Source organism: Aeromonas sp. V90_14, assembly GCF_029967615.1.
In the GTDB taxonomy this organism is placed as follows: domain Bacteria; phylum Pseudomonadota; class Gammaproteobacteria; order Enterobacterales; family Aeromonadaceae; genus Aeromonas; species Aeromonas hydrophila.
On sequence record NZ_JASCAS010000002.1, the window covers coordinates 267,336 to 290,241 of the forward strand.

At 60.4% G+C, this 22,906-nt stretch carries 17 protein-coding genes and 1 pseudogene; 8 read left to right on the plus strand and 10 right to left on the minus strand.

Annotated elements, in window-relative coordinates:
- Window positions 1-64: 64 nt before the first annotated feature.
- From QLG02_RS03585 to gpt, 5 genes and pseudogenes are all read right to left on the minus strand, one after another.
- Window positions 65-1,321, minus strand: a pseudogene (locus QLG02_RS03585) (glutamate-5-semialdehyde dehydrogenase); the annotation flags it as partial.
- Window positions 1,322-1,410: 89 nt separating this feature from the next.
- On the minus strand, window positions 1,411-2,514 hold the full coding sequence (gene proB / locus QLG02_RS03590; protein WP_011707186.1) for a glutamate 5-kinase: 1,104 nt from the start codon (window positions 2,512-2,514) through the stop codon (window positions 1,411-1,413).
- A gap of 160 nt (window positions 2,515-2,674) precedes the next feature.
- Window positions 2,675-3,067, minus strand: coding sequence for a sigma factor-binding protein Crl (gene crl, locus QLG02_RS03595; protein WP_011707187.1), 393 nt, complete (start codon window positions 3,065-3,067; stop codon window positions 2,675-2,677).
- 61 nt (window positions 3,068-3,128) lie between these two features.
- The gene (gene frsA / locus QLG02_RS03600; RefSeq protein WP_011707188.1) at window positions 3,129-4,397 is read right to left on the minus strand and encodes an esterase FrsA; all 1,269 of its coding nucleotides are present in this window, start codon (window positions 4,395-4,397) and stop codon (window positions 3,129-3,131) included.
- 119 nt (window positions 4,398-4,516) lie between these two features.
- Window positions 4,517-4,984: a xanthine phosphoribosyltransferase gene (gene gpt, locus QLG02_RS03605; RefSeq protein ID WP_011707189.1), complete on the minus strand. Its 468-nt coding sequence runs from the start codon at window positions 4,982-4,984 to the stop codon at window positions 4,517-4,519.
- Between the two features lie 917 nt (window positions 4,985-5,901).
- Between gpt and QLG02_RS03610 the strand changes: the two genes are divergently transcribed.
- Window positions 5,902-7,353 (plus strand): aminoacyl-histidine dipeptidase, encoded by a 1,452-nt coding sequence (locus tag QLG02_RS03610; protein ID WP_282464527.1) that lies wholly within the window; start codon window positions 5,902-5,904, stop codon window positions 7,351-7,353.
- A 682-nt stretch (window positions 7,354-8,035) separates the two neighbouring features.
- Here QLG02_RS03610 and QLG02_RS03615 read toward each other — a convergent pair.
- From QLG02_RS03615 to QLG02_RS03635, 5 genes are all read right to left on the minus strand, one after another.
- Window positions 8,036-9,037, minus strand: a complete 1,002-nt coding sequence (locus tag QLG02_RS03615) for a dipeptide ABC transporter ATP-binding protein (RefSeq protein ID WP_282464528.1) — start codon at window positions 9,035-9,037, stop codon at window positions 8,036-8,038.
- On the minus strand, window positions 9,034-10,095 hold the full coding sequence (locus QLG02_RS03620; protein WP_282464529.1) for an ABC transporter ATP-binding protein: 1,062 nt from the start codon (window positions 10,093-10,095) through the stop codon (window positions 9,034-9,036). The genes QLG02_RS03615 and QLG02_RS03620 overlap by 4 nt, the downstream gene beginning before the upstream one ends.
- Window positions 10,096-10,120: 25 nt before the next feature.
- Window positions 10,121-11,938: an extracellular solute-binding protein gene (locus QLG02_RS03625; protein WP_282464530.1), complete on the minus strand. Its 1,818-nt coding sequence runs from the start codon at window positions 11,936-11,938 to the stop codon at window positions 10,121-10,123.
- An 81-nt stretch (window positions 11,939-12,019) separates the two neighbouring features.
- Window positions 12,020-13,063 (minus strand): ABC transporter permease subunit, encoded by a 1,044-nt coding sequence (locus QLG02_RS03630; RefSeq protein ID WP_026080473.1) that lies wholly within the window; start codon window positions 13,061-13,063, stop codon window positions 12,020-12,022.
- A gap of 106 nt (window positions 13,064-13,169) precedes the next feature.
- Entirely contained in the window at window positions 13,170-14,195 is a 1,026-nt protein-coding gene (locus tag QLG02_RS03635) for an ABC transporter permease subunit (protein ID WP_017410946.1), read from the minus strand.
- Window positions 14,196-14,933: 738 nt separating this feature from the next.
- On the opposite strand from QLG02_RS03635, the gene QLG02_RS03640 reads away from it, so the two are divergent.
- The 7 genes from QLG02_RS03640 (at window position 14,934) to QLG02_RS03670 (ending at window position 22,697) form a co-directional block, all read left to right on the plus strand.
- Entirely contained in the window at window positions 14,934-17,540 is a 2,607-nt protein-coding gene (locus tag QLG02_RS03640) for a TonB-dependent receptor (protein WP_206818731.1), read from the plus strand.
- Window positions 17,541-17,650: 110 nt separating this feature from the next.
- The gene (locus QLG02_RS03645) at window positions 17,651-18,415 is read left to right on the plus strand and encodes a DUF3450 domain-containing protein (protein ID WP_273776059.1); all 765 of its coding nucleotides are present in this window, start codon (window positions 17,651-17,653) and stop codon (window positions 18,413-18,415) included.
- Entirely contained in the window at window positions 18,412-19,785 is a 1,374-nt protein-coding gene (locus tag QLG02_RS03650) for a MotA/TolQ/ExbB proton channel family protein (protein ID WP_011707200.1), read from the plus strand. Before QLG02_RS03645 ends, QLG02_RS03650 begins: the two co-directional genes overlap by 4 nt.
- A gap of 10 nt (window positions 19,786-19,795) precedes the next feature.
- Window positions 19,796-20,323: a MotA/TolQ/ExbB proton channel family protein gene (locus tag QLG02_RS03655; protein ID WP_011707201.1), complete on the plus strand. Its 528-nt coding sequence runs from the start codon at window positions 19,796-19,798 to the stop codon at window positions 20,321-20,323.
- A 67-nt stretch (window positions 20,324-20,390) separates the two neighbouring features.
- Window positions 20,391-20,798, plus strand: a complete 408-nt coding sequence (locus QLG02_RS03660) for a biopolymer transporter ExbD (protein WP_010633018.1) — start codon at window positions 20,391-20,393, stop codon at window positions 20,796-20,798.
- 16 nt (window positions 20,799-20,814) lie between these two features.
- Window positions 20,815-21,450 (plus strand): energy transducer TonB, encoded by a 636-nt coding sequence (locus QLG02_RS03665; protein WP_024943514.1) that lies wholly within the window; start codon window positions 20,815-20,817, stop codon window positions 21,448-21,450.
- Between the two features lie 11 nt (window positions 21,451-21,461).
- Window positions 21,462-22,697, plus strand: coding sequence for a tetratricopeptide repeat protein (locus QLG02_RS03670; protein ID WP_282464531.1), 1,236 nt, complete (start codon window positions 21,462-21,464; stop codon window positions 22,695-22,697).
- The last annotated feature ends 209 nt before the right edge of the window (window positions 22,698-22,906 follow it).

Genomic DNA, 22,906 nt, shown 5'->3' on the forward strand with positions numbered 1-22,906 from the left:
AGGCAAGAAAAAAGCAAAAAAATGCCGACCTGAGTCGGCATCTTCACACAGGACCACAAAGGCGTCAGGCGCGACTCAGATAGTCCGCCAATCCCACCCACTTGTAGCTGGTGAGTTCGGTCAACCCCATGGGGCCGCGGGCATGCAGCATCTGGGTCGAGACCGCCACCTCGGCCCCCAGCCCAAACTGGCCGCCGTCGGTGAAGCGGGTGGAGGCATTGACATAGACCGCCGCCGAACCGGCCCCGTTGACGAAACGCTCGGCATTGGCCAGATCGTTGGTGAGGATGGCATCGGAGTGACCGGCGTTGTGCTCGCGCATATGGGCCAGCGCCTCGTTCACATCCGCCACCAGCTTGACCCCCAGAGTCAGCGAGAGCCACTCGGTATCGAAGTCTTCCGGGCCGGCGGCACGCAGGCTGTCGGCGCCCGCCAGCAGCGGCATGGCTTCGGGGGTAGCGACCAGGGCCACCTTGCGCTGGTTCATCAGACCCACCAGCTGCGGCAGCAGGGTCGCGGCGACCTTCTCGTGCACCAGCAGGCTGTCGAGGGCATTGCAGGCGGAGGGGCGCTGCACCTTGGCGTTGTCGATGACAGCCAGGGAGCGCGCCAGATCGGCGCTCTCGTCCACAAAGATGTGGCTGATGCCAAAACCGCCGATGATCACCGGAATGGAGCTGTTCTCCTTGCACATCTTGTGCAGCCCGGCGCCGCCGCGGGGGATGATCATGTCCACGTAGCGGTCGAGGCGCAGCAGCTCGCCCACCAGCGCCCGATCCGGGTTGTCGATGTATTGCACCGCATCGCGCGGCAGGCCGGAGGCCGCCAGCGCACTCTGGATCACCCGCACCAGCTCCAGGTTGGAGTGGAAGGTCTCGCGCCCGCCACGCAGTATGCTGGCGTTGCCGGTCTTGAGGCAGAGGCTGGCGATATCGATGGTGACGTTGGGGCGCGCCTCATAGATGACACCGATGACGCCGATGGGCACCCGGCGGCGGGAGAGGCGCAGGCCGTTCTCCAGCACCCGGCTGTCGATTTCGGCCCCGACCGGATCGTCCAGAGAGATCACCTTGCGCACGTCCGCCACGATACCGGCCAGCCGGGCCGGGTTGAGCAGCAGCCGATCCAGCATGGCTTCTGACAAGCCCGCCGCACGGCCGGCGGCGATGTCTTTCTCGTTGGCGGCCAGGATCTGGTGGCTGCGTGCCTCCAGCTCGTCGGCGATGGCGGCCAGCGCCCGGTTCTTCTGCGCCGTGCTGACAGTGGCCAGCTGATAGGCGGCTTCACGGGCCGCCTGCCCCATTTTCTCCAGACTCATCTCTCTTCCCTTTGGTTCTTGCGGGGCCGCCCGATGGCGGCGTCCCCCTTATCTTGATGTGCTGCTGCCCTTGCGTTGCAGCGGCTGGCGACTCACAGCAGCACCATGTCGTCGCGGTGGATGGCCACGGCACCATAGCCGTAACCCAGCACCTGTTCGATGTTGTCCGAATGGACGCCGCGCAGCTTGTCCAGCTCCAGGTGATTGTAACGGCAGATGCCGCGCGCCAGCTCGGCCCCCTTGGGGTCGAGAATGCGCACCACATCACCACGCACGAAATCTCCCTTCACCGCCACTATGCCCTTGGGCAGCAGGCTGGAGCCCTTCTCCTGCATGGCGGCCACGGCGCCCTGATCCACCTGTACTTCGCCGTGAGGAGGAGGCCCTGCCAGGATCCAGCTCTTGCGCCCTTCCAGCGGCGACGCCAGCGCCGGGAACAGAGTGCCGATGCGCTCGCCCTTGGCAAGACGGCCGACCACTTCCGGCATCTGGCCGGTGGCGATCACCACGTTGACGCCGGCGCGGCGCGCCACGTCGGCGGCCTGCAGCTTGGTGGCCATACCGCCGGTACCGAGCCCGCTGACGCTGTCACCCGCCAGCTTGCGCAGGGTGTCGTCGATGGTCTGTACCTCTTCGATGAGCTGGGCATCCGGGTTGGTACGGGGATCGGCGGTAAACAGCCCCTTCTGGTCGGTCAGCAGGATCAGCAGATCCGCATCGGCCAGGATGGCGGCGCGGGCGGAGAGGTTGTCGTTGTCCCCCACCTTGATCTCGGCTGTCGCCACCGCGTCGTTCTCGTTGATGACCGGGATGATGCGGTGATCGAGCAGGGTGCGCAGGGTGTCGCGGGCATTGAGGTAACGCTCCCTGTCCTCCAGATCAGCGCGGGTCAGCAGCATCTGGCCGATGTGCAGCCCATAGAGGTTGAACAGATCCTGCCATACCCGGATCAGCTGGGTCTGGCCGACGGCCGCCAGCATCTGCTTGTTGGGCAGGGTTGGCGCCAATGGAGGGTGGCCCAGATGCTCACGGCCGGCCGCAATGGCCCCCGAGGTGACCACCACGACCCTGTGGCCGTGACGGTGCAAGGCTGCACACTGTCTGACCAGCTCGACCATGTGGGCACGATTGAGCTGGGAAGATCCCCCGGTGAGCACGCTGGTGCCCAGTTTGACGACTATGGTTCTGTTTTCCATGGGAGCAAAAAGGCTGAAATATAAGGAATCCCTTTATACCCACGGCCCTGTTGCCCTGCAAGGCAATTAACACCAGGGCAGAGGCGGGTGCAGGCAAAGCGGAGCAAGCAGCAAAGAAATGCCCCGCCAGCCGATGGATGGCTGGCGGGGCGGCGGGTCATCAGGCGGCGGTGACGGTCAGCTCGTTGGTGACCTGCTCGGCGGGAGCGAGCTGGCAACCAAGCTGGTGCAGCTTGTCACTGATGAGCTTGTAGAAGTGGTTGAGGGTACGTTCGACTTCTGCCTGATGCTTCTTGGGCAGCGGCTTGTTGAGCCACTCCCCTTCGGCGTTGTAGAAGCCGACCTGATAGTGATAGCTGAAACTGTGATCCTGCTGCTCCAGCACCAGCCACCAGCCCCAGAATTCCCGTTTGTCCGGCGCCGGCTTGGCGCTGACACAGACGGAAAGGCAGTCGAAACGGTAACGCCCCTCTTCACACAGGTCCTCACGTAAATAGGGGCCAATCGCGGCAAACTGCCTCAGCAGTCGCTTGTAGGTCACTCTTTCTGACATGTTAACCTCCCTGTTGAACAAGCCACATCACCCTGGGATGACGTTATATTTTAGCGCTATATCATGTACATAGGTGCTTCTTGAGCCAGTCGACCATCTCTTTCAACGCCTCGTCGTATACCTCCAGCAAGGGTTGCTTGTCGAACACCACCGCCTTGCCGTTGCGGCTGGCGGACGCCAATGCCCGGACATCCTGCTCGGGACAAATAAAATCTTTCTTGTGTCCAATACTCAATATCGGCACGGAAGTGCGAGTCCCCAGCAATCCTTGCGTCTTGAGTGAAAATACCTGGCACTTGGTACGCAGCGACTCCCACTGGGCCGCATCGGCCCCCAGCCGGTTGGCCAGCCCGTCCCGCATCATGCGCGGGCAGCGGGCAAACATCTCCTGGTTGGTAAACACCTGATTGACGCCGGCGCCGATGCAGACCACGGTCCTGAGCTTGAACGGCTCGATGAAGGCGAGGCGCGCCGCCACATTGCCCGCCAGGCGAAAGCCCACCATGGCGATGCGCTGGTGATCGACCCAGGCCACTTCGGACAGATGATTCAATACCGCCTGATGCAGCCGGCTGGTGTCCTGCACCAGCGGCCAGTGCTCGGCATAGCCGATGCCCGGCATGTCGAGCGACAACATGCCGATGCCGTTGGGCTCCAGGCACTTGAGATAGAAATTGAGGAAGTCGACCTGCAGCGAATCGATGCCGCCGCTGACGATGACCAGGGGCACCGGCTTGTCGGTGGTCGGCAGATGGAGGTAGCCCTGAATGTGCTTGCCGCGAAACGGCACCTGCAGCTCCTTGAGCGGCACCTTGAACAGGCGTCCCGCCTCGCGGTAGGCCATGTTGCCGAGCAGCTGGGCCTGATCCGCCAGCTCGTCATTCTTCAGATGGGGATAGCTGGCGATGGAGTAGTAGCGCACCGCCTTGAGCAGGCTTTTCAGGGCTGCGGCCCGCTCGCCCTGTGCCACCAGCTCGCGCCCCCGATTGAAGTAGCGGCCGGCCAGCTGGCTCCACTCATAGACCCAGTTGCCGGGCACATAACCCTTGATGGTATCCAGGAAGCGCTCGTGGGTACGCTCGCCCTCTCCCATGGCGATGCAGGCCAGGGTCTGCTCCACCTCGACCGGGTCCGCCCCTTGCCAGGCCCAGGTCGGCCGGCGCAGCAGACGATACCAGCGCGATGACATGGAACCGTCGATGAAGGTCTCATCGACATTGTCATCCTGCTCCGCGACCGGGCTGGAGTTGGAGACTTCCGAGGTCTCCAGCACCTTTTTTACCCGAGTAAAGAGCTTCTCGGTCAGGTTAAGGTCGTCGTTCAAGTCCAAAGCTATTACTCATACTGTCATGCAATGGCTCCATCTTAACCACTTTTCCCGCCCGGCAGCCAGTTGCACCACAAAAAAACAGGGCTCCATATAGGAGCCCTATGAAGCTTATTCGCTGCTTACTCTTCGTCGCAGATCGGCGTGGCAAACTCCAGCGCCATATCCCACGGCTGTTCGATCCAGGTGTCCTGCGGAATGGCGACTTCGAAGTCATCCAGCAGTTGCTCACCCATCGGCTTGGCGAAGATCGCGATGAACTTGGCCTTGGGGTAGAGCTCACGGATCGCCTTGGCGGTGGTGCCAGTGTCCACCAGATCTTCCACCACCAGCCAGCCTTCGCCGTCACCCGCGGTGGTGGCGGCCTTCACCACCACCAGATCACGCTGGTTGTTGTGGTCATAGCTGGAGATGCAGAGGGTTTCGACGTTGCGGATGCCAAGTTCACGCGCCATCAGTGCAGCCGGTACCAAGCCGCCGCGGCTGACCGCGATGATCCCTTTCCACTGGCTGACGGGCAGTTGACGACGGGCCAGACGGCGCGCTTCACGTTGCAGGTTGTCCCACGATACGTAGAATTTTTTTGGCATGCTATCGATCTCAACGAGTTATAAAAACAATCACTTACGACTTGAAAACCCGTGCTGACGCACGTGATTTCGTTAATGCTGACGGCCCTTTTTCCCAAATTCGGCTTGCACTACGACCGCCTCGGGAGAAGACCCTCGGCAGCGAAAACAGATGCAATGGAAGCAGGATGGGCAGAGCTGGCGGTCATGTCACAGAGGGGGCAGGACCGCAGACAGGCTGTTGGGCGGGCATGATACCATCGTTTGCGGATAAATTGACTGGCAAACGTATGCGAAATGCAGGAAAAAAATCGAAGCAAGTCCGGCTGACTCCCTCTTTTCCCTCTCACGGGCGACGCTCGCCGAGCAGCAGATAAAAAAATAGCAGGGGGAGGATGGATTCCTCACTCGCCTGCTGTTTTCGATCTGCCTGTCAGCCCGGCCGGCAACCCGCCTTAACGGCGGCTGGCGTAGGGGTTCGGATAGTTGAAACCCTGGGTATAAAGAGACTGGGCGAACCAATAGGTTGAATTGCTGCCTGACATCATAAACTCCTGATTGCTTAACAAGTTACGTACCTTAATGCGGGTTCAGATCCTTGAACGGACACTCGGTTCCATGGAGGCGCACTTGCTTTGCTTCGGTTCCCTGGAGGCATTCATCGTCATCCTGACGGGTGGCGAACCACGGTCGTTAATTTACCAGCCGGCGCCATAAACTCAATATTTTTGTGATGCGAGTCACAAATTTTCTTTTGTGCTGGTTCGTTTCGTCCATACCGGAGCTGTACGCTGCCATTCCCCCGCTTGCCAGCACAAGCCGCCCGCAATTTGCGCTGATCGCTCACATTTTTGTGTGATTGACTGTATTATCGTTATCCTCTTGCTCGCCCCGCTACCGGGGCCCTGTCATCTTCCGTGCTGGTAAGGAGTCCCGACGTGGCACAGCTTAGTTCTCTCTCTCCCAAACTGATTTGGCATTTCTTCGAACAGATCTGCTCCATCCCCCACCCTTCCAAGCACGAAGCCCAGCTGAGCGCCTGGATCGTCCAATGGGCACAAGGGGAAGGTCTGGCGGTCAAGCAAGATTCCGTCGGCAACATCATCATCAAGAAACCGGCCACGCCGGGGATGGAAAACCGCAAGGCCGTGGTGCTGCAGGCGCACATCGACATGGTGCCGCAGGCCAACGCCGACACCCAGCACGATTTCACCAAGGATCCCATCGATGCCTACATCGACGGTGAATGGGTCACCGCCCGCGGCACCACCCTGGGCGCCGACAACGGCATGGGCATGGCCGGCTGCCTGGCCGTGCTGGCCGACAAGACCATCAAGCACGGTCCGCTGGAAGTGCTGCTGACCACCGACGAAGAGACCGGCATGACCGGCGCCTTCGGTCTGGAAGCGGGCTGGCTGGAGGGCGAGATCCTGCTCAACACCGACTCCGAAGAGGATGGTGAGGTCTACATGGGCTGCGCCGGCGGGGTGGATGCCAATATCCGCTTCCCGCTGGAGTTGGTCGCCGCCACCGAGGGTGAAGGGTTCGAGCTGCAGGTCAAGGGCCTGCGCGGCGGTCACTCCGGGGTCGACATCCATCGCGGCCGCGGCAACGCCAACAAGCTGCTGGTGCGTCTGCTCAAGGCCGCCGAGCCGCTGGGCGTGCGTCTGGCCGAGATCCATGGCGGCACCCTGCGCAACGCCATCCCGCGCGAGGCCCGTGCCAAGCTGCTGGTGCCCGCCGCCAGCGTCAACGAATTCAAGGCCCTGGTTGACCGTTATACCGGCATCTACCAGAGCGAGCTCGCCGCCACCGAAGCCAACCTGACCGTGCTGCTCACATCCCAGGAAAAACCGGCCCAGCTGATGAGCGAGTCCCTGCAGGCCCGCCTGCTGGACTCCCTGATGGCCTGCCCGAACGGCGTCATCCGCATGAGCGATGCCATCCCGGGCGTGACCGAGACCTCCACCAACCTGGGGGTCATCAAGACCCAGGATGGCGAAGTGTACGTACAGTGCCTGATCCGCTCCCTCATCGACTCCGGTCGCGAGAGTGTCGAACAGATGACTCGCTCCCTGTTCAATCTGGCTGGCGCCAGCTGCGAGTTTACCGGCGCCTACCCGGGCTGGGCACCGAACGTGGACTCCCCGGTGATGGCGCTGGTACGCAACAGCTACCAGACCCTGTTCGGCGAGATGCCGAACGTCATGGTGATCCACGCCGGCCTCGAGTGCGGTCTGTTCAAGAGCGCCTACCCGGAGTGGGACATGGTCTCCTTCGGCCCGACCATCCGCGGCGCCCACGCCCCGGGCGAGAAAGTGCACATCCCGGCGGTCGAGCGGTTCTGGCAGCTGCTGGTTCACGTGCTGGAACAGATCCCGGCCAAATAAGCCCGCAGGCCAAGGCCGACCGGCCACACCACATACCCCGCCAGGTGCGGGGTATTTTTTTACCTGCTCCTACCCTTGGCATGTTTCCCCTCGAAACCGCCGGACGGCTCTGCTGTGCCCATCCGTGGCTCATCCAGACCCGTCAACCAGACCACGAGTATCAATCTGAGAGCCTGCTGAAACCGTCTCCATAAGCAACCTTAGATTTGAAAACCCTTTCTATGATTTATGTAAATTTACAACACAAAAAGTTGATCCAGCTCACAGAAGACCATAGGATTAAAGCGTGACCCAGGTCACAGATAACAAAACAACGACAGAGCGATGAGGTGAATATATGTTTGAGAATCTGGCAGTCCTGTTCCACCTGAAGGGTGTAACCAGCAAGAAAGGCGTCGTAGAGAAAGATACCTATGCGCCGGCAACCCGCAACTACTACTTCCGCTATGGCGCCTGATGCCGCCAGCGGGCAATTTCGTGAAAGCGTGATCGAACATTTAAGTAGTAAAATTACAAAAAAACAGCAACCCACACAGCAGCCATCCCCTTGCGGGGGAGCTGTCCTGCCCTGGCCAGATGTTCCACGGCCAAACCTGAACTCCAACCATGAAGATGGGGCCCGCAGGCCCCATTTTTTATTCGCTGTTTCCCGTGCCATCTTGCTGCGATGCGGGCACCGGCATCATACCGCCTTTCCCAGGGGGATAACCTCGGCCAGCGGCAACGGCGTGTGGCAGGCCACCTGATGATCGGCCCCGTCACACGGCTGCAGGCTCGGCGCCTTGGTGCGGCACAGCTCGCCGGCGTAAGGGCAGCGCTGATGAAAGTGGCAGCCGCTCGGCGGCGAGATGGGAGACGGCACATCCCCCGTCAGCAGGATACGCTGGCTGCGCCGACGCGGGTCCGGCACCGGAATGGCCGAGATGAGCGCCTGGGTATAGGGGTGGCGGGGGGCCAGATAGAGCGACTGGGCCTCGGCCAGCTCGACGATCCGGCCCAGGTACATGACTGCAATCCGATCCGAGATGTGCTTGACCACCGACAGGTCGTGGGCGATGAAGATGATGGCGAGGTTCATCTCCCGCTGCAGGGTGAGCAGCAGGTTGACGATCTGGGACTGCACCGACACATCCAGCGCCGACACCGCCTCGTCACAGACCAGCAGCTTGGGCTTGAGGGCGATGGCCCGGGCAATGCCGATGCGCTGGCGCTGGCCGCCAGAAAACTCATGGGGGTAGCGATCCACCGCGCTGCCGGGCAGCCCCACCTTCTCCAGCAGCTCCTGCACCCAGACGCGCCGCTGTTCGGCGTTGCCCTTGCCGTGGATGACGAAGGGCTCCTCCAGGATCTGCCCCACCGTGTGGCGGCTGTTGAGGGATTCCGCAGGATCCTGAAACACGATCTGCATCTCCTGGCGCAAAGATCGCATCTCTTTGGGCGGGAGGTCGGTGATGTCACGCCCCTCGAAGGTGATGGTGCCGGCGGTCGGCTCGAACAGCTTGAGCAGGGTGCGCCCCAGGGTGGACTTGCCGCAGCCGGACTCGCCCACCAGCCCCAGCGTCTCCCCCTGCTTGAGATCGAAGCTGATGCCGTCCACCGCGTAGACGTGATACTTCTTGCGCAACAAGCCACCGCCCAGCTGGAAATGCTGCTTCACGTCGCGCACCGATAAAAGCGTCTTCATACGGCTAGCTCCCTCCAGTGGTGGCAGGCCACTCCATGCCGCTCGGCGAGCTGCTCGGTGGCCGGAATGGCGCTCACGCAGATCTCGGTGGCATGGGGACAACGGTTGGAGAAACGGCATCCGGCCGGCATCTCGTGCAGGGCGGGCACCTGCCCCTTGATGGTCTTGAGCAGGCTCTTGGGCTCATCTTCGAGCCGCGGGATCGAGCTCATCAGACCATGAGTATAGGGATGGCGCGGGTGGTCAAACAGCTCGAACACGTCGGCCTGCTCCACCGCCCGGCCGGCATACATCACCACCACCTCGTCGCACAGCTCCGCCACCACCCCGAGATCATGGGTGATGAAGATGATGGCCATGCCGGTCTGGGCCTGCAGCTCCTTCATCAACTCCAGGATCTGGGCCTGAATGGTCACATCGAGCGCCGTGGTCGGCTCGTCGCAGATGAGCAGCGCCGGCTCGCAGGCGAGCGCCATGGCGATCATCACCCGCTGGCGCATGCCGCCGGAGAGGTTGTGGGGATAGACGGCAAAGCGCTGGGCAGGCTCGGGGATCCCCACCTTCTGCAGCATGGCGATGGCCGCCTCCCTGCGCTGGGCCTTGCTGTAATCGGGACGATGAAGGTGGAACACCTCCATCAGCTGATCGCCGACCGTCTGCACCGGGTTGAGCGCCGTCATCGGCTCCTGAAAGATCATCGAGATGCGGTTGCCGCGCACCTTGTACATCTGATCCGGCGCAAGCGACAGCAGCTCCTCCCCCTGAAAGCGGATGGAGCCCGCCACCACCTGACCATGGGGCTTGGGCAACAGCCCCATGATGGCAAGCGAGGTGACGCTCTTGCCACAGCCGGACTCACCGACCACCCCCAGCGTCTGACCCGGGGCCACCTTGAAGCTGACCCCGTCGAGCACCTTGATCTTGCCGTCGTCGACGGCAAACTCCACCTCCAGATCGCGCACCTCCAGAATGGGGGCCTTGCTCTGGTCATCATCAACGCCGAGCTGCCCCCCATGATCCTGGTGGGCGCCGGGGTGGGGAGCCTGTGTGTTGGGCATGACTGCTGCTCCCTTCTGCGCCATATCAATGACGTGCATAAGTCTTGTCGAGCAGGTTGATGGGCGTCAGCGCCTCCCCTGCCTCCTTGGCCTTCAGGGTCTCTTCCTTCACCTTGGGATCGAGCCAGAGCAGGCCGCCGCTGCTGTGAGGGTAGCCATCCATGGGCCAGTAGAGCAGATCCGGCGTGTTCTTGGTGGCAGGCACCTCGGGCAGCATCACGTAACGCCAGCTGCTGGCCCGCACGTAGTTGAGCTGCACCCCGGGCACGAAGATGGCGAGATCATAGATACGCTGCTGGATCTGGCGAGAGAGCTCGGCCCGCTTGGCCATGTCGAACTCGACGTTGTAGGCGTCGATCAGCCCATCGAGCTCTTTGTCAGCCACGTTGAACAGGTTGTTGGTCTGCGGCTTGTTGGCGTTGGCCGAGTGGAACGACTCCCAATACTGCGGATAGAGACCGCCGCCGGCCCAGCCCATCCAGGCCGCCTCGTGTTTCTTCTCCAGCATCGCCTTGAAGCCGGTGGCGCCATCCACCAGGTTGAGCTCCAGATCCAGCCCCGCCTTCTTGGCCTCTTCTTTGAGTACGGTCAGTCGCTTGGAGTGCTCCTGGCTGGTGTAGGTGAGCGCCAGGGTCAGCCGCTCCCCCTTGTCGTTTTGCAGGATGCCGTCCGGCCCCGGTTTGCTGTAACCCGCCTTGGCAAAGTAGTCGCGCGCCTTGGCGATGTCGTAGGCCCGCTCCGGCAGCTGCATGTCGGTGAACTCGCCAAAACCCGAGCCGAAAGTGGTGGCTCTGTCATAGTCGCCGCGCAGCACCGTCTTGATCATCTTGTCGATGTTGAGGGCATGCTGAATGCCGAGCCGCACGTTGATGTCCGCCAGCTTGGGAGTGGCGATATTGAGATGCAGCCCCTGCCCGCCCTGCTTGGTGTCGGTCATGGCCATCACCTTCTGCACGTATCCCTGCTTGTACTCGGGGGTGACCGCTTTTTCATGCCACCAGTTGGGCAGGATCATCTCGAAGGTATCGAGCTCCCCTTTCAGGAAGTGACGGAAGGCGATGTTGTGATCGCGGATCACCTGCACCTTGATGGTGTCGAGGTTGAACCTGTGCTGGTTGTAGCGATCGTCCTTTGCCCACCACTCCTTCTGCTTGCTGAAGGTGATGGACTTGCCCTTCTTCACGTCGGTCATCACGTAAGGGCCGGTGGTGGGCACTACGGCCCAGTTGTACTGCTTCACCCAGTTGGGGGTCAGCTTGTAGTAGTGCTTGGGCTGCGGCCACAGCTCGGTGGTGTTGAGCAGGTCCAGCTTGGCCTTGCGGGTACCCGCCTTGACCAGAATGGTGTGGTCGTCAACCTTCTCCACCGCCACCACTTCGGTGGTGTAGTAGTTGTTGAACCAGGGCCCCTTGATGTCCTTGGAGCGCATCATCTCGTAGCCGAAGGTATAGTCATCGGCGACCACCGGCTTGCCGTCCGACCACTTGGCGCGCGGATCCAGCTTGAAGTAGACGGTCTGGTTGTCCGGCGCGATGGCCCAGTGGGTCGCGAGCGACGGAATGGGGTTGCCGGTATTGGGATGGAAGCTGATGAGCCTCAGCTGGTTGTCCATGATGAAGGAGCGAAACGCGCCGTTGGAGTCGGGCCCCACAGTGCGAAACGTCAGTGGGAAACTGTCCACGAACATGGTGATGCTGCCACCGGGCAGCGCCTTGGGCGAGGCGAACACGGGGTCGGTGTCGTTGGTCTCCCATTTGAGATCTGCAGGCAGGCTGGCCGCCCACACCCAGGATCCGTTCACCAGCACAAAGAGAGCACCTATCCATTTGATTTTATTTTTCATGTTTGACTTCCAGGTCATACCCCTGCACTGGGGGCTTGTCGATTCAAGGGTGAGCAACCGGGGCCACAAGCCCGCCCCAGGTCACTGATAACGGGTAAATTTACGCGGATCGAACGCCTCGCGGATCGCCTCGCCGATGAAGGAGACCATGATCAGCACCAGGCTCACCGCTGCCACCACCGAACTCACGATCCAGATGGCATCCAGGTTGTTGATGCCCTGGGAGAGCAGCTCCCCCCAGCTCGGGGTGGGCGGCGCCAGGCCGAAGCCCAGATAGTCCAGCGCCGTCAGGGTGGATATGTTGCCCACTACGGCAAACGGCGCCAGGGTCACGATCATCATCAGGGTGTTGGGCAGAATGTGGTGGAAGATGATCCGCCCGGTGCCGGCCCCCTGGGCCCGCGCCGCCATCACGTAGTCCCGCGCCCGCTCCTTGTAGGTGAGGGTGCGCATGTACCAGGTGATGCCCATCCAGCCGAACAGCACGTTGATGGCCACAAACAGGCCGAAATTGGGCTTGGCCAGCGACACCAGGATCATGATGACGTAGAGAAACGGCACCTGGGACCAGATCTCGATAAAGCGCTGCAGCACCAGATCAAACCGCCCGCCAAGAAAGCCCATCATGCAGCCGATGGTGACCCCGATGGCATAGCTGGCCACCAGCGCGATGAAGGCGAAACCGATGGCGATGCGAAAACCGTAAACCAAGCGTGCCAGCACGTCGCGGCCGCTGGTGTCGGTGCCAAGCAGGTGGCGCTCGGCCAGGCTCGGCGCATAGGGTGGGTAGGCATCCTGCTTGAAATCCTGCTCATAGGGGTTCCAGGGCACCGGCGGCAACACCACCCAATCCCCCTTGCCATCGGCAGCGAATTTGTCTTTGAGCTGGCGATAATTGGTCTCGTACTCGTAATCGAGCCCGAACTGCTGACCCGGGATCACGTCGCCATAGGTGGGAAAATAGAGCTCCCCCTGATAGCTCACCATCAGTGCCCGACTGTTGACCAAGAGCTCCGCCAGCAGGGAGAGCAGCACCAGGGTGGTGAAGATGATGAAGGAGTAGTAACCGCGCTTGATCGACTTGAAACGTTTGAGTTTTTTTAAGGTGACAGGGTTCATGTTCACTCTCCGAACCGCACGCGGGGATCGACCGACAGGATGGCTACACAGATATCGGTGACGATAGGGCGCATCATCAAACTGGCCATGACTAGCGACAGGTGACTCATGCTCACTCTCCAAACCGCACGCGGGGGTCTACCAGGGCAACGCAGATGTCGGAGACGATATTGCCCACCAGCATCAGCATGGAAGTGATGGCCAGAATGCCCATCACGGTGGGGTAATCCCGCTCGACGATGGCCTCGTAACCGAGCAGACCGATGCCGTCGATGTTGAAGATGGTCTCGATGAGAAAGGAGCCGCCGAAGAAGACGGTGAGCACCGACCCCAGGTGACTGGCGATGGGGATCAGGCTGTTGCGCATGGCATGATCGGTCACCGCCTTGCGAAACGGCAGCCCCTTGGCCACGGCGGTGCGCACATAATCCGCCGACAGGTTCTCCATCAGGCTGTTCTTCATGGTCATGGTGAGGATGGCGAAATCACCGATGGCGTAGGCGATGAGCGGCAGCAAGGCATGGGCGAACACGGTGCGGATCTGATCCCAGCTGCTCTCCATGCCGTCGAACTCGTCCCCTGGGAAGCCCCCCATGGGCAGCCACTCCAGATGGAACGCGAACACTGTAATGAGGAAGATGCCCACCACGTAGGCGGGCAGCGCATAGGCCATGTAGATGAACATGGAGCTGAGCGAATCGAAGCGGCTGTTGTGCCTGAGCGCCTTGGCCACCCCGAGCGGAATGGAAACGGCATAACTGAGCAGAAAGGTCGCCAGCCCGAAGAAGGCGGTCACCGGCAACCTGTCCTTGATAAGGCCCCACACCGGCTCGTAATAGCGGGTCGATTCGCCAAGATCCAGCACCGCCAGCTTCTGCAGCCACTCCCAATAGGCGACCAGCATGGGCTTGTCGAGCCCGTAAAAGGCCTTGAGCTCCTCGATCTGTTCATCGGAGAGCGCCTGCGCCCCCTTGCTGCCGCTGGAGCGGCCCGATTCGTTCTGAGAAACCTGTGCTTGCAGCAGCATGCGTTCGACCGGGCCGCCCGGCACGAAGCGGGTGATGGTGAAGACGAGCAGGGTGATACCGAGAAACGTCGGGATGATCAAAAGCATCCGACGTAAGAAATACGACAGCATGGTGGAACCTCGTCCTTGTTGTTCTTTTATGGCCAGTCACATCCGGTGACGGGCCTGTCCTTCCTGGCATTACTCACTGGATAGCCGGTTATTGACAGACTATCCGCTCGGTCACTGTAAAAGCTCTGCAACAAAAATCAAGTAGAACGAAGGGAATGACATGCCCCTTTGGCAAACCGTGGAATTTACTGTGAGTTTTTTATGAAAAAGCCAACTTCAAGATAAAAAACTGCGACATGAACAATTTAAATAACGTTTAAATTTTCAATCAAATTTACAAGAACAGCCAAACAAAAACATCTTTTTTATATAAAACAACAAGATATGATAAAACAGAATTAAATCACCCTTCTCTATATGGGCAAGCTGAAATCCGGCTCAACAATGCAATCTGAACCTCAGCCGAACACACTACCAAAACAGAAAATAATGCTAAAAAAGTCTTGGTTAACAATATAAAAACTAGCGAGACATCCCCCCTATCGATAAGTTCAAAATTAATCAATAAAATGGAAACCACTCATTTTAACATCGATTTCACATCGTAAAATATCATCAAGTCAGAATAAACCGCTGCGAAACCGGAAGTATTAAAACATAGTCAGCTTATTGCGCCCCCCTTCCCCATCCACACCGCCTCAATTGACGTCAACCGTCAAAGCTTGATAAGCCTTACGCATCGCTCCAACGAGGGCGGTATGGAAGCAAACAAAAAAACAACCAGGAAGGATATAAGCGATGCTTAGGAAAAGCAGACTCTCTGCTGCCGTAGCGTTTGCCTTGGCGAGCGCGGCAGTAGTAGCCACCCCTGTTTTGGCCGAAGAGGGTCAAAACGTCGAAAAACTCCAGAAGATCAAGGTCACCGGCTCCCGTATCTCGCGCGTCGACGTGGAAGGTGCCACCCCGGTTGTCTCTGTCACCAAAGCCAAGATCGAACAATCCGGTCAGCAGACCGTGGCAGATTACCTGAAACAGGCCTCCTACAACTCCTTCGGCGGCGTATCCCCCTCCTCCGGCAGCTCCTTCCAGTCCCAGTCTACTGTTGGTCTGCGCGGTCTTGGCTCAGAGCGTACCCTGGTGCTGCTCAACGGCAAGCGCGTCGCCGGTTCTCCTACCATGGGTGGTACCTCCATCAACCTCAACACCATCCCCATGGCGGCTGTTGAGCGGGTGGAAGTGAACCTGGATGGCGGCTCAGCCATCTATGGTTCTGACGCCATCGGTGGCGTCATCAACGTGGTGCTGAAAGAGGGTTACGAAGGTCTGACCTTCCAAGGGCGAATTGGTAGCCCAAGCGAAGACGGCGGTGACGAAAAGAGCGGTTCCATCGTAGCCGGTATTACCGGTGAAAAAGGCTCCCTGATGACTGTCTATGAGCACGACAAGAAGGACATCATCTACAGCCGTGACCGTGACTACCTAGCCAAACAAGGCAACGAATCACCCAGCGTTTACGGTCGCAACGTGGAAGGCATCACAGGCCTGGACGGCAATGGCGATCCTATCTGGACATATGGCCCGCTGGCAGGTTCCACCAATCCTGATGGCACCTGTAAAGACCCCTTTGTAAACGCTGATGGTGGCTGTAACTTCAACTACGGCCAGGTTGCTGCCAAGACTGCGTCCCGCAGCCGTGACACCCTCTATGTAAATGGCCGCTATCACATCAATGACAACGTCGATTTCGTACCCCAGATCATTGGTTCCCGGGTCGAGAGCTTTAGCCGCTTTGCACCTGCTGCAGGCGCCTTTGCCATAGATCCTGCCAACCCGAAGAATGCGCAATTTTTCACCGACAACGGCCTGGATGCCGCGGCAACCCAAGGACTGGGCGAAGCTGCTTACGCCTACTACCGTTTCAACAACGTCGGTACCCGTGACAACTTGGTCACAGACACTACTGGCAGTATGAACCTCGGCTTTGAGGGCACCATCACAACTGAAAGCGTTGGTGACATGCAGTGGAATGCCGGCTACATGTACTCCAAGACCGACAACAAGGAAAACGGCACTGGCTATGTGCTGAAGTCTGCCGCCCAAAAGGCTATCGAGGATGGCAAGTTTGTCGGTGGTGAATTTGATTCCTCCACCACGGCCTCCATGGCCGCCGACACCAGCCGCCGTTCCACCATGGACTTCTACCAGTGGTATGCCGGTGTCCAGTGGGACATGGGAGAACTGCCGGCAGGGCCGGTCAGCTGGTACGCAGGTGCCGAATACAACGACTGGGTCTATGCCGACAAATACGATGCCCAATCGGAAGCTGGCAACATCATAGGCTCCGCCGGTAACTCCTCTGGTGGTGTTCGTGACGTGACTGCTGCCTACATCGAGTCCCTGGTACCCATCACAGATCAGATTGAGCTCAACGTCGCCGGTCGCTTCGACAAATACAGCGACTTCGGCAGTGCCTTCTCACCCAAGACCAGTCTGCGCTACCAGCCGCTGGACAACCTGATGCTGCGCACTTCCTGGTCTCGTTCGTTCCGGGCTCCCAGTCTGAGTGATCTCTACTCTGCAGACTCCTTCTCGGCCGACTGGGCCAAGGACTATGTCTATTGCGAAGCAAACGGTATCTCGGCTGCTGCTTGCCCCAACAAACAGTACGATACCACGCGGACTTCAAACGAAAAGCTGAAGGAAGAGACCGCAGACACTTGGAACTTCGGCGTGGCCTACAGCCCGCTGGATGACCTGAACCTGTCACTGGACTACTACACGGTCAAAATCACCGACGTCATCCAGCTGAACTCTCTGCAGTCCATCATCTATGACGAACTGAACAACGGCAGCTCCAGCAACATCACTCGTAACAGCCAAGGCAAGATCAAGGGCGCTATCGCTCCCATGGTCAACCTGGGTGAACTGAACACCAGCGGCCTGGATTTCAAGGCTGACTACAAGTACGACCTGAACGTGGCAACCATTCGTTATGACTTCGGTGGTACCTACATCCTGGAATACAAGGAAGGTCTTTATGCCGGTGGGCCGGTTGTAGACAAGATTGGCCAGAACGGCAAGCCGCAGCTGCGCTTCAACTCCGGTGTCGGGGTCAATGTGCCGCAGTGGTGGAACATGGACACCTACCTGAGCGCCAGCTACATCGACTCCCAGAGCCAGGACTACATTGCCGATACCGGTGAGGAAGTGGGTCATATCGCCTCCCAGACCACCTGGAACCTGAACGTCGGTGTGGATGCCCCCTGGGACGGCAAGATCCAGGTCGGTGTGAAGAACATGTTCAACGTAGGTCCGTCTCTTGAGAGCGATGGTTTCACCTACGACGAAGATGTGTACAGCATCGATGGTCGTATCTACTACCTCGACTACACCCAGAAGTTCTAATCAACTCCCGTTGAGATATAAACCCAAGCCGGCCCGGTCGGGCCGGCTTTGCCCAACGTCCAAGGAAGTTACGGAGATAGGGTAATCCTATGAAAACAAGGACAATTACAATGAAGAAAGCGCTCCTCGGCAGCCTGGTTTCTGCTGCCTTGCTGACCAGCTTCAATCTGAGCGCCGCCTCTGCCAGCCAGGCAGTGGACGCTCAAGCCGCCACCGACAATGCATCCAAAGTGTCCCAGCAGAAGATCGACAACTACGCAGACTCTACTGAATCCGCCCTCGCCCAGTACAAGGCCGCCCTGCGTCAGGTCGACAGCCTGCGTACCTACAACGAGCAGGTGGGCAAGATGGTCGACTCCCAGAGCAGCGAACTGGCCTCGATGCAGCGCCAGATCGCCCAGATCGATCAGACCAGCACCGAAGTGGTGCCGCTGATGCTCAAGATGATCGACTCCCTCGAGCAGTTCGTGGCGCTGGATCTGCCGTTCCAGAAGGTCGAGCGGGAGGATCGCGTCGCGGCCCTGACCGACCTGATGAACCGGGCCGACGTCACCATCTCCGAGAAATACCGCAAGATCCTGGAGGCCTACCAGATCGAGGAGGGCTTCAGCCGCACCATCGAATCCTACAAGGCCAGCCTGGCCAAGGATGGCGGCGAGAAGACCTACGAGTTCCTGCGCGTCGGCCGCATCGCCCTGCTCTACCAGTCCCCGGACGGCAATGAGACCGGCATGTGGAACAAGAAGACCCGTCAGTGGGAAGAGTTGCCCCAGGAGTATCGCAGTGCAGTGGAACAGGGCCTTCGCATCGCCAAGAAGCAGGCGCCCCCCGCCCTCATCAAGCTGCCGGTTCAAACTGCGGAGAAAGCATCATGAAAGGAATCAAACTTGCCATCGCCTCGCTGATCGCGGGCGCTACCCTGATCACCCTGCCGGTGACCGCCGCCGAGAAACCGGTGGACCTGAACGCCCTGCTCAATCAGGTCAAGGCCGCCAGCACCACCGAATCCCAGCTCAACAAGGAGCGGGAAGCCCGCTTCCTGGCCGACAAGAACGAGCAGGCCGCTCTGCTGGCCAAGGCCAAGGCAGAACTGGCTGCTGAAACGGCCAAGGGTGAGCGGCTCAAGGCCACCTTCGATGCCAACGACAAGCAGCTGACCGAGCTGACCGAGACCCTGCGCCAGCGTGCCGGCAACATGGGCGAGATGTTCGGGGTGCTGCGCCAGTTCGCCGGCGAGTTCAAGGGGATCTTCAACGCCTCTGCCCGCCGGGTCGAACATCCGGAGCAGACCGCCCTGCTGACCCGCCTGGCCGAGAGCAAGGAGCTGCCCTCCAGCGATGACCTGACCGCCTTCTGGACCACCACCCTCAGCCGCATGGTCGACGGTGGCAAGGTCAGCCAGATCCCGGCCACCGTGGTCTATGGCGAGGGCAACCAGGCCGAGAAGACCGTCACCCAGATCGGCGAGTTCAACACCGTCTCCGAAGGCAAGTACCTGACCTTCGTGCCGGAGACCGGCAAGTTCGAACAGCTGCCCCGTCAGCCCGACAAGGGGGTGCTGGAGCCCATCGCCGAGTTTGAACAGGGTGGTGGCGGCGTCAAGCCGATCTTCGTCGACCCGTCCCGCGGCGTGATCCTCTCCCTGCTGGTGCAGTCGCCGACCCTGAAGGAGCGGATCGACCAGGGTGGTGAAGTGGGCTATGTCATCATGGTGCTCGGCGTGCTCGGCACCCTGCTGGCGCTGTTCTGCGGCGCTCGCCTCTCCCTCATCGGCGGATCCATGCGCAAGCAGCTGAAATCCGATCAGATCATCAAGGGCAACCCCATCGGCGAGATGCTGGGGGCCTACCAGAGCCATCGTGGCGACAACATCGAGGATCTGGAGTCCAAGCTCGACGAGATCATCCTGCGCAACGTGCCCAAGTTCGAGAAGGGCATCAGCATCATCAAGCTGATCGCCTCGGTCGCACCGCTGCTGGGTCTGCTGGGTACCGTAGTGGGGATGATCGCCACCTTCCAGGCCATCACCCTGTTCGGTACCGGCGATCCCAAGCTGATGGCTGGCGGTATCTCCGAAGCCCTGGTCACCACCATGCAGGGTCTGGTGGTCGCCGTGCCCATGCTGTTCCTCTACACCATCGTACAGACCCAGAGCCGTCGTCTGATCCAGGTGCTGGAAGAGCAGAGCGCCGGTTTCGTCGCCCGCTACCAGGAACGTCTGCACGCCTCCAAAGCCGCAGCGTAAGGAGTCACCCATGTGGTTCTGGTTGATTGAAGAAGTCGAGTCGGTCCGCCGGTTTCTGGGATTGGGGGGCGACGTACTGGTCGCCCTGTTCTTCCTGACCCTGATGATGTGGGCCCTGCTGCTGGAGCGCTGGATCTACTTCATGGCGGTCTACCCCAAGCAGGTGAAGCAGACCAAGGCCGCCTGGCTGGCCCGCAGCGATCACCTCTCCTGGTCCGCCAAGCAGATCCGGCGCGAGCTGGTCTCCCGGGTGGCCATGGCGGTGGACAAGGGGATGCCGGTCATCAAGGTGCTGATCGCCCTCTGCCCGCTGATGGGGCTGCTCGGGACCGTGGTCGGCATGGTACAGGTGTTCGACACCCTGGCTATCACCGGCACCGGCTCACCACGAGCGATGGCCTCGGGGATCTCCAAGGCGACGGTACCGACCATGGCAGGCATGATTGCCGCCCTTTCCGGCCTGTTTTTTGTCAACCAGCTTGATCACAAGGCCAAGCTGGCGGTCGAGAAGCTGGAAGACAACCTGAAACACGGTTGATGCAGGATGCACTCCCCCGCCGGGCCCGGCTCTGGCGGGGGCACAGAACAAGCAAGGAGTTTTTGCCATGAGAAAACGTCACAGCGACAGCAGTGCTGATGAGGCGGCCATCGATTTGACCCCCATGCTGGACATAGTGTTCATCATGCTGATCTTCTTCATCGTCACCACCTCGTTCGTCAAGGAGTCCGGCGTGGAGATCAACCGCCCGAGCGCCAGCACGGCCGAGACGGTGAAGAAGGGGAACATCATGGTCGCGGTCCGTGAAAACGGCCAGGTCTGGGTCGACAAGCGCATCGTCGAAGTAGGCGCCGTGCGCGCCAACATCGAGCGGCTGCGGGCCGAAAACCCGGAGAGCGCCGTGGTGATCCAGGCCGATACCGAATCCCGTTCAGGTCTGGTGGTCCAGGTCATGGATCAGATCCGCATGGCCGGTGTCCAGAACATCTCCATCGCGGCGAGCAAGAGCAGCTGATGCCGGAGCGAGCACCATGAGATACCTGATATCGTTGGCGGTCTCCTGTGTGGTGGTGTTCTTCCTGTTTCTGGGAATGAACAAGCTCATCACACCGGATCACCGGGAGTTGGTGGAGAAGGAGGACGTCAGCATGACCGACTTCATCCGCATCAAGCCTCAGGAGACCCTGCAAGAGAGACAACGCGAGCTGCCCAAGCCGCCGCCCCCGAACCGGCCCCCTCCCCCTCCCGAGATGGAAGTGGCCAGCACGGATCGGCCGCAGATGGAGAGCTCGCCGATGGACATGCCCAAACTCGACATCCCGGTCAACATCGGTGGCGGCAACGCCCTCGGTGCCTACAGCACCGGCGGTGGTGGTGGCGGCATGGGTGGCAACAACGGCGCCATTCCGCTGGCGACCTTCGAGCCCATGATGCCCCGCAAGGCGGCGCTGGCCGGCCTCGCCTCCGGCAAGGTGCTGGTGGAGTTCACCGTCACCGAGCGCGGCACCGTCAGCAACGTGCGGATCGTCAAAGAGGATCCCCGCAGCTACGACCTCGGCAAGGAGGCCCGCAAGACCATCGCCAAATGGACGTTCAAGCCGGCCATGGTCGATGGCAAGCCGCAGGCCACCCGCATGCAGCAAGAAATCGAGTTTGCGGTCAACTAAGGAAGGTGGCGATGAAAAAGTTACATACCCTGATCCTCGCCCCGGTCGCCATGGCGGTGCTGCTCAGCACCGCCGGCTGGGCCGCCGAGCAGCCTGCTCTCTCTGATCGCGCCTACCGCGCGGTCAACAAGGCGCAGGCACTGATCACCGAGAAAAAATACGGCGAGGCCAATGCCAAGCTGCAGGAAGCGCTGTCCGGCGCCGGCGAGCGGGTCTACGACAAGGGGGTCATTTTGCAGACCCTGGGCTTCGTGGCGGCACAGCAGGAGAAGTACGGTCAGGCGACCAAGTACTTCGCCGACGCCATCGCCACCGGCGGGTTGCCCCAGCCGGTGGCCCAGCAGGTGCGCTACAACCTGGCCCAGCTCTACATGGCGGAGGGCAACTTCAAGGCCTCCATCAGTACCATGAACCAGTGGTTCGCGAGCCTGGGCAAGGACGAGAAGCCGACCCCGCACGCCTACATCACGCTGGCCAACGCCCATGTGCAGCTCAAGCAGTATCGGGAAGCCATACCGGCGGTGGACAACGCGATCAAGCTCTCCGCCGGCAAGGCGCCGGAGTCCTGGTATCTGCTGAAGATGGCGGCCCACTACGAGCTGAAACAGTACAAGCCGGCCACCGAGGTGCTGACCACGCTGGTCGACCGCTATCCAGAGAAGAAGAAGTACTGGACCCAGCTCTCCGCCATGCACATGCAGGCGGGCAACGATGGCAAGGCGCTGGCGGCGCTGGAGGGGGCCTACAACCTCGGCATGCTGACCGAGGCGGCCGAATTGCAGCGTCTGGCCAACTACCTGGCCTTCGCCGGCATTCCCCACCGCGCCGCCCGCGTGATGGAGAAGGCGATGAAGGAGGGGACCATCGAGAGCAACGCGGCCAACTACAAGGCGCTGGCCAACTACTGGCACCAGGCCAAGGAGCTGGACCCGGCCATCGATACCCTGGCCAAGTCCTACAAGCTGGCCCCCAACGCCGAGCTGCAGCTCAAGATGGCGCGCATGATGATCCAGAGCAAGCGCTACCAGGATCTGGTGGCCTTCGCCGCCAAGCCCGCCGCCAATGCCAGCGGCGAGCAGCGGGCAGATCTGAAGTTCCTGACCGGGGTCGCCTATTTTGAGCAGCAAAAACCGAAGGAGGCACTCAGCGCCTTCACTCAGGCTGCCCAGAACGGCAACGTCAGTGGCCGCGCGTCGCCCTGGATCAGCTTCTTGAAAGAGCAGCAGGGCGGCGCCGTCACCCAATAAGCAACCCTGGCGTACCAGCCCGGAGCATCTGTTCCCGGCATGGCACGCAATGACACCCGGCAGGACGGGCTCCCGCCCTGCCGGTCAACAACAAGGGGGTCACCCCGCAGATTGCCTTGGTGGCAATTGGCCGCTCCCCGGAGCGGTCTTTTTTATGCCTCTGCCTTTATTACCCCGCCATAAAAAAATCCGGAGCCTGGGCTCCGGAT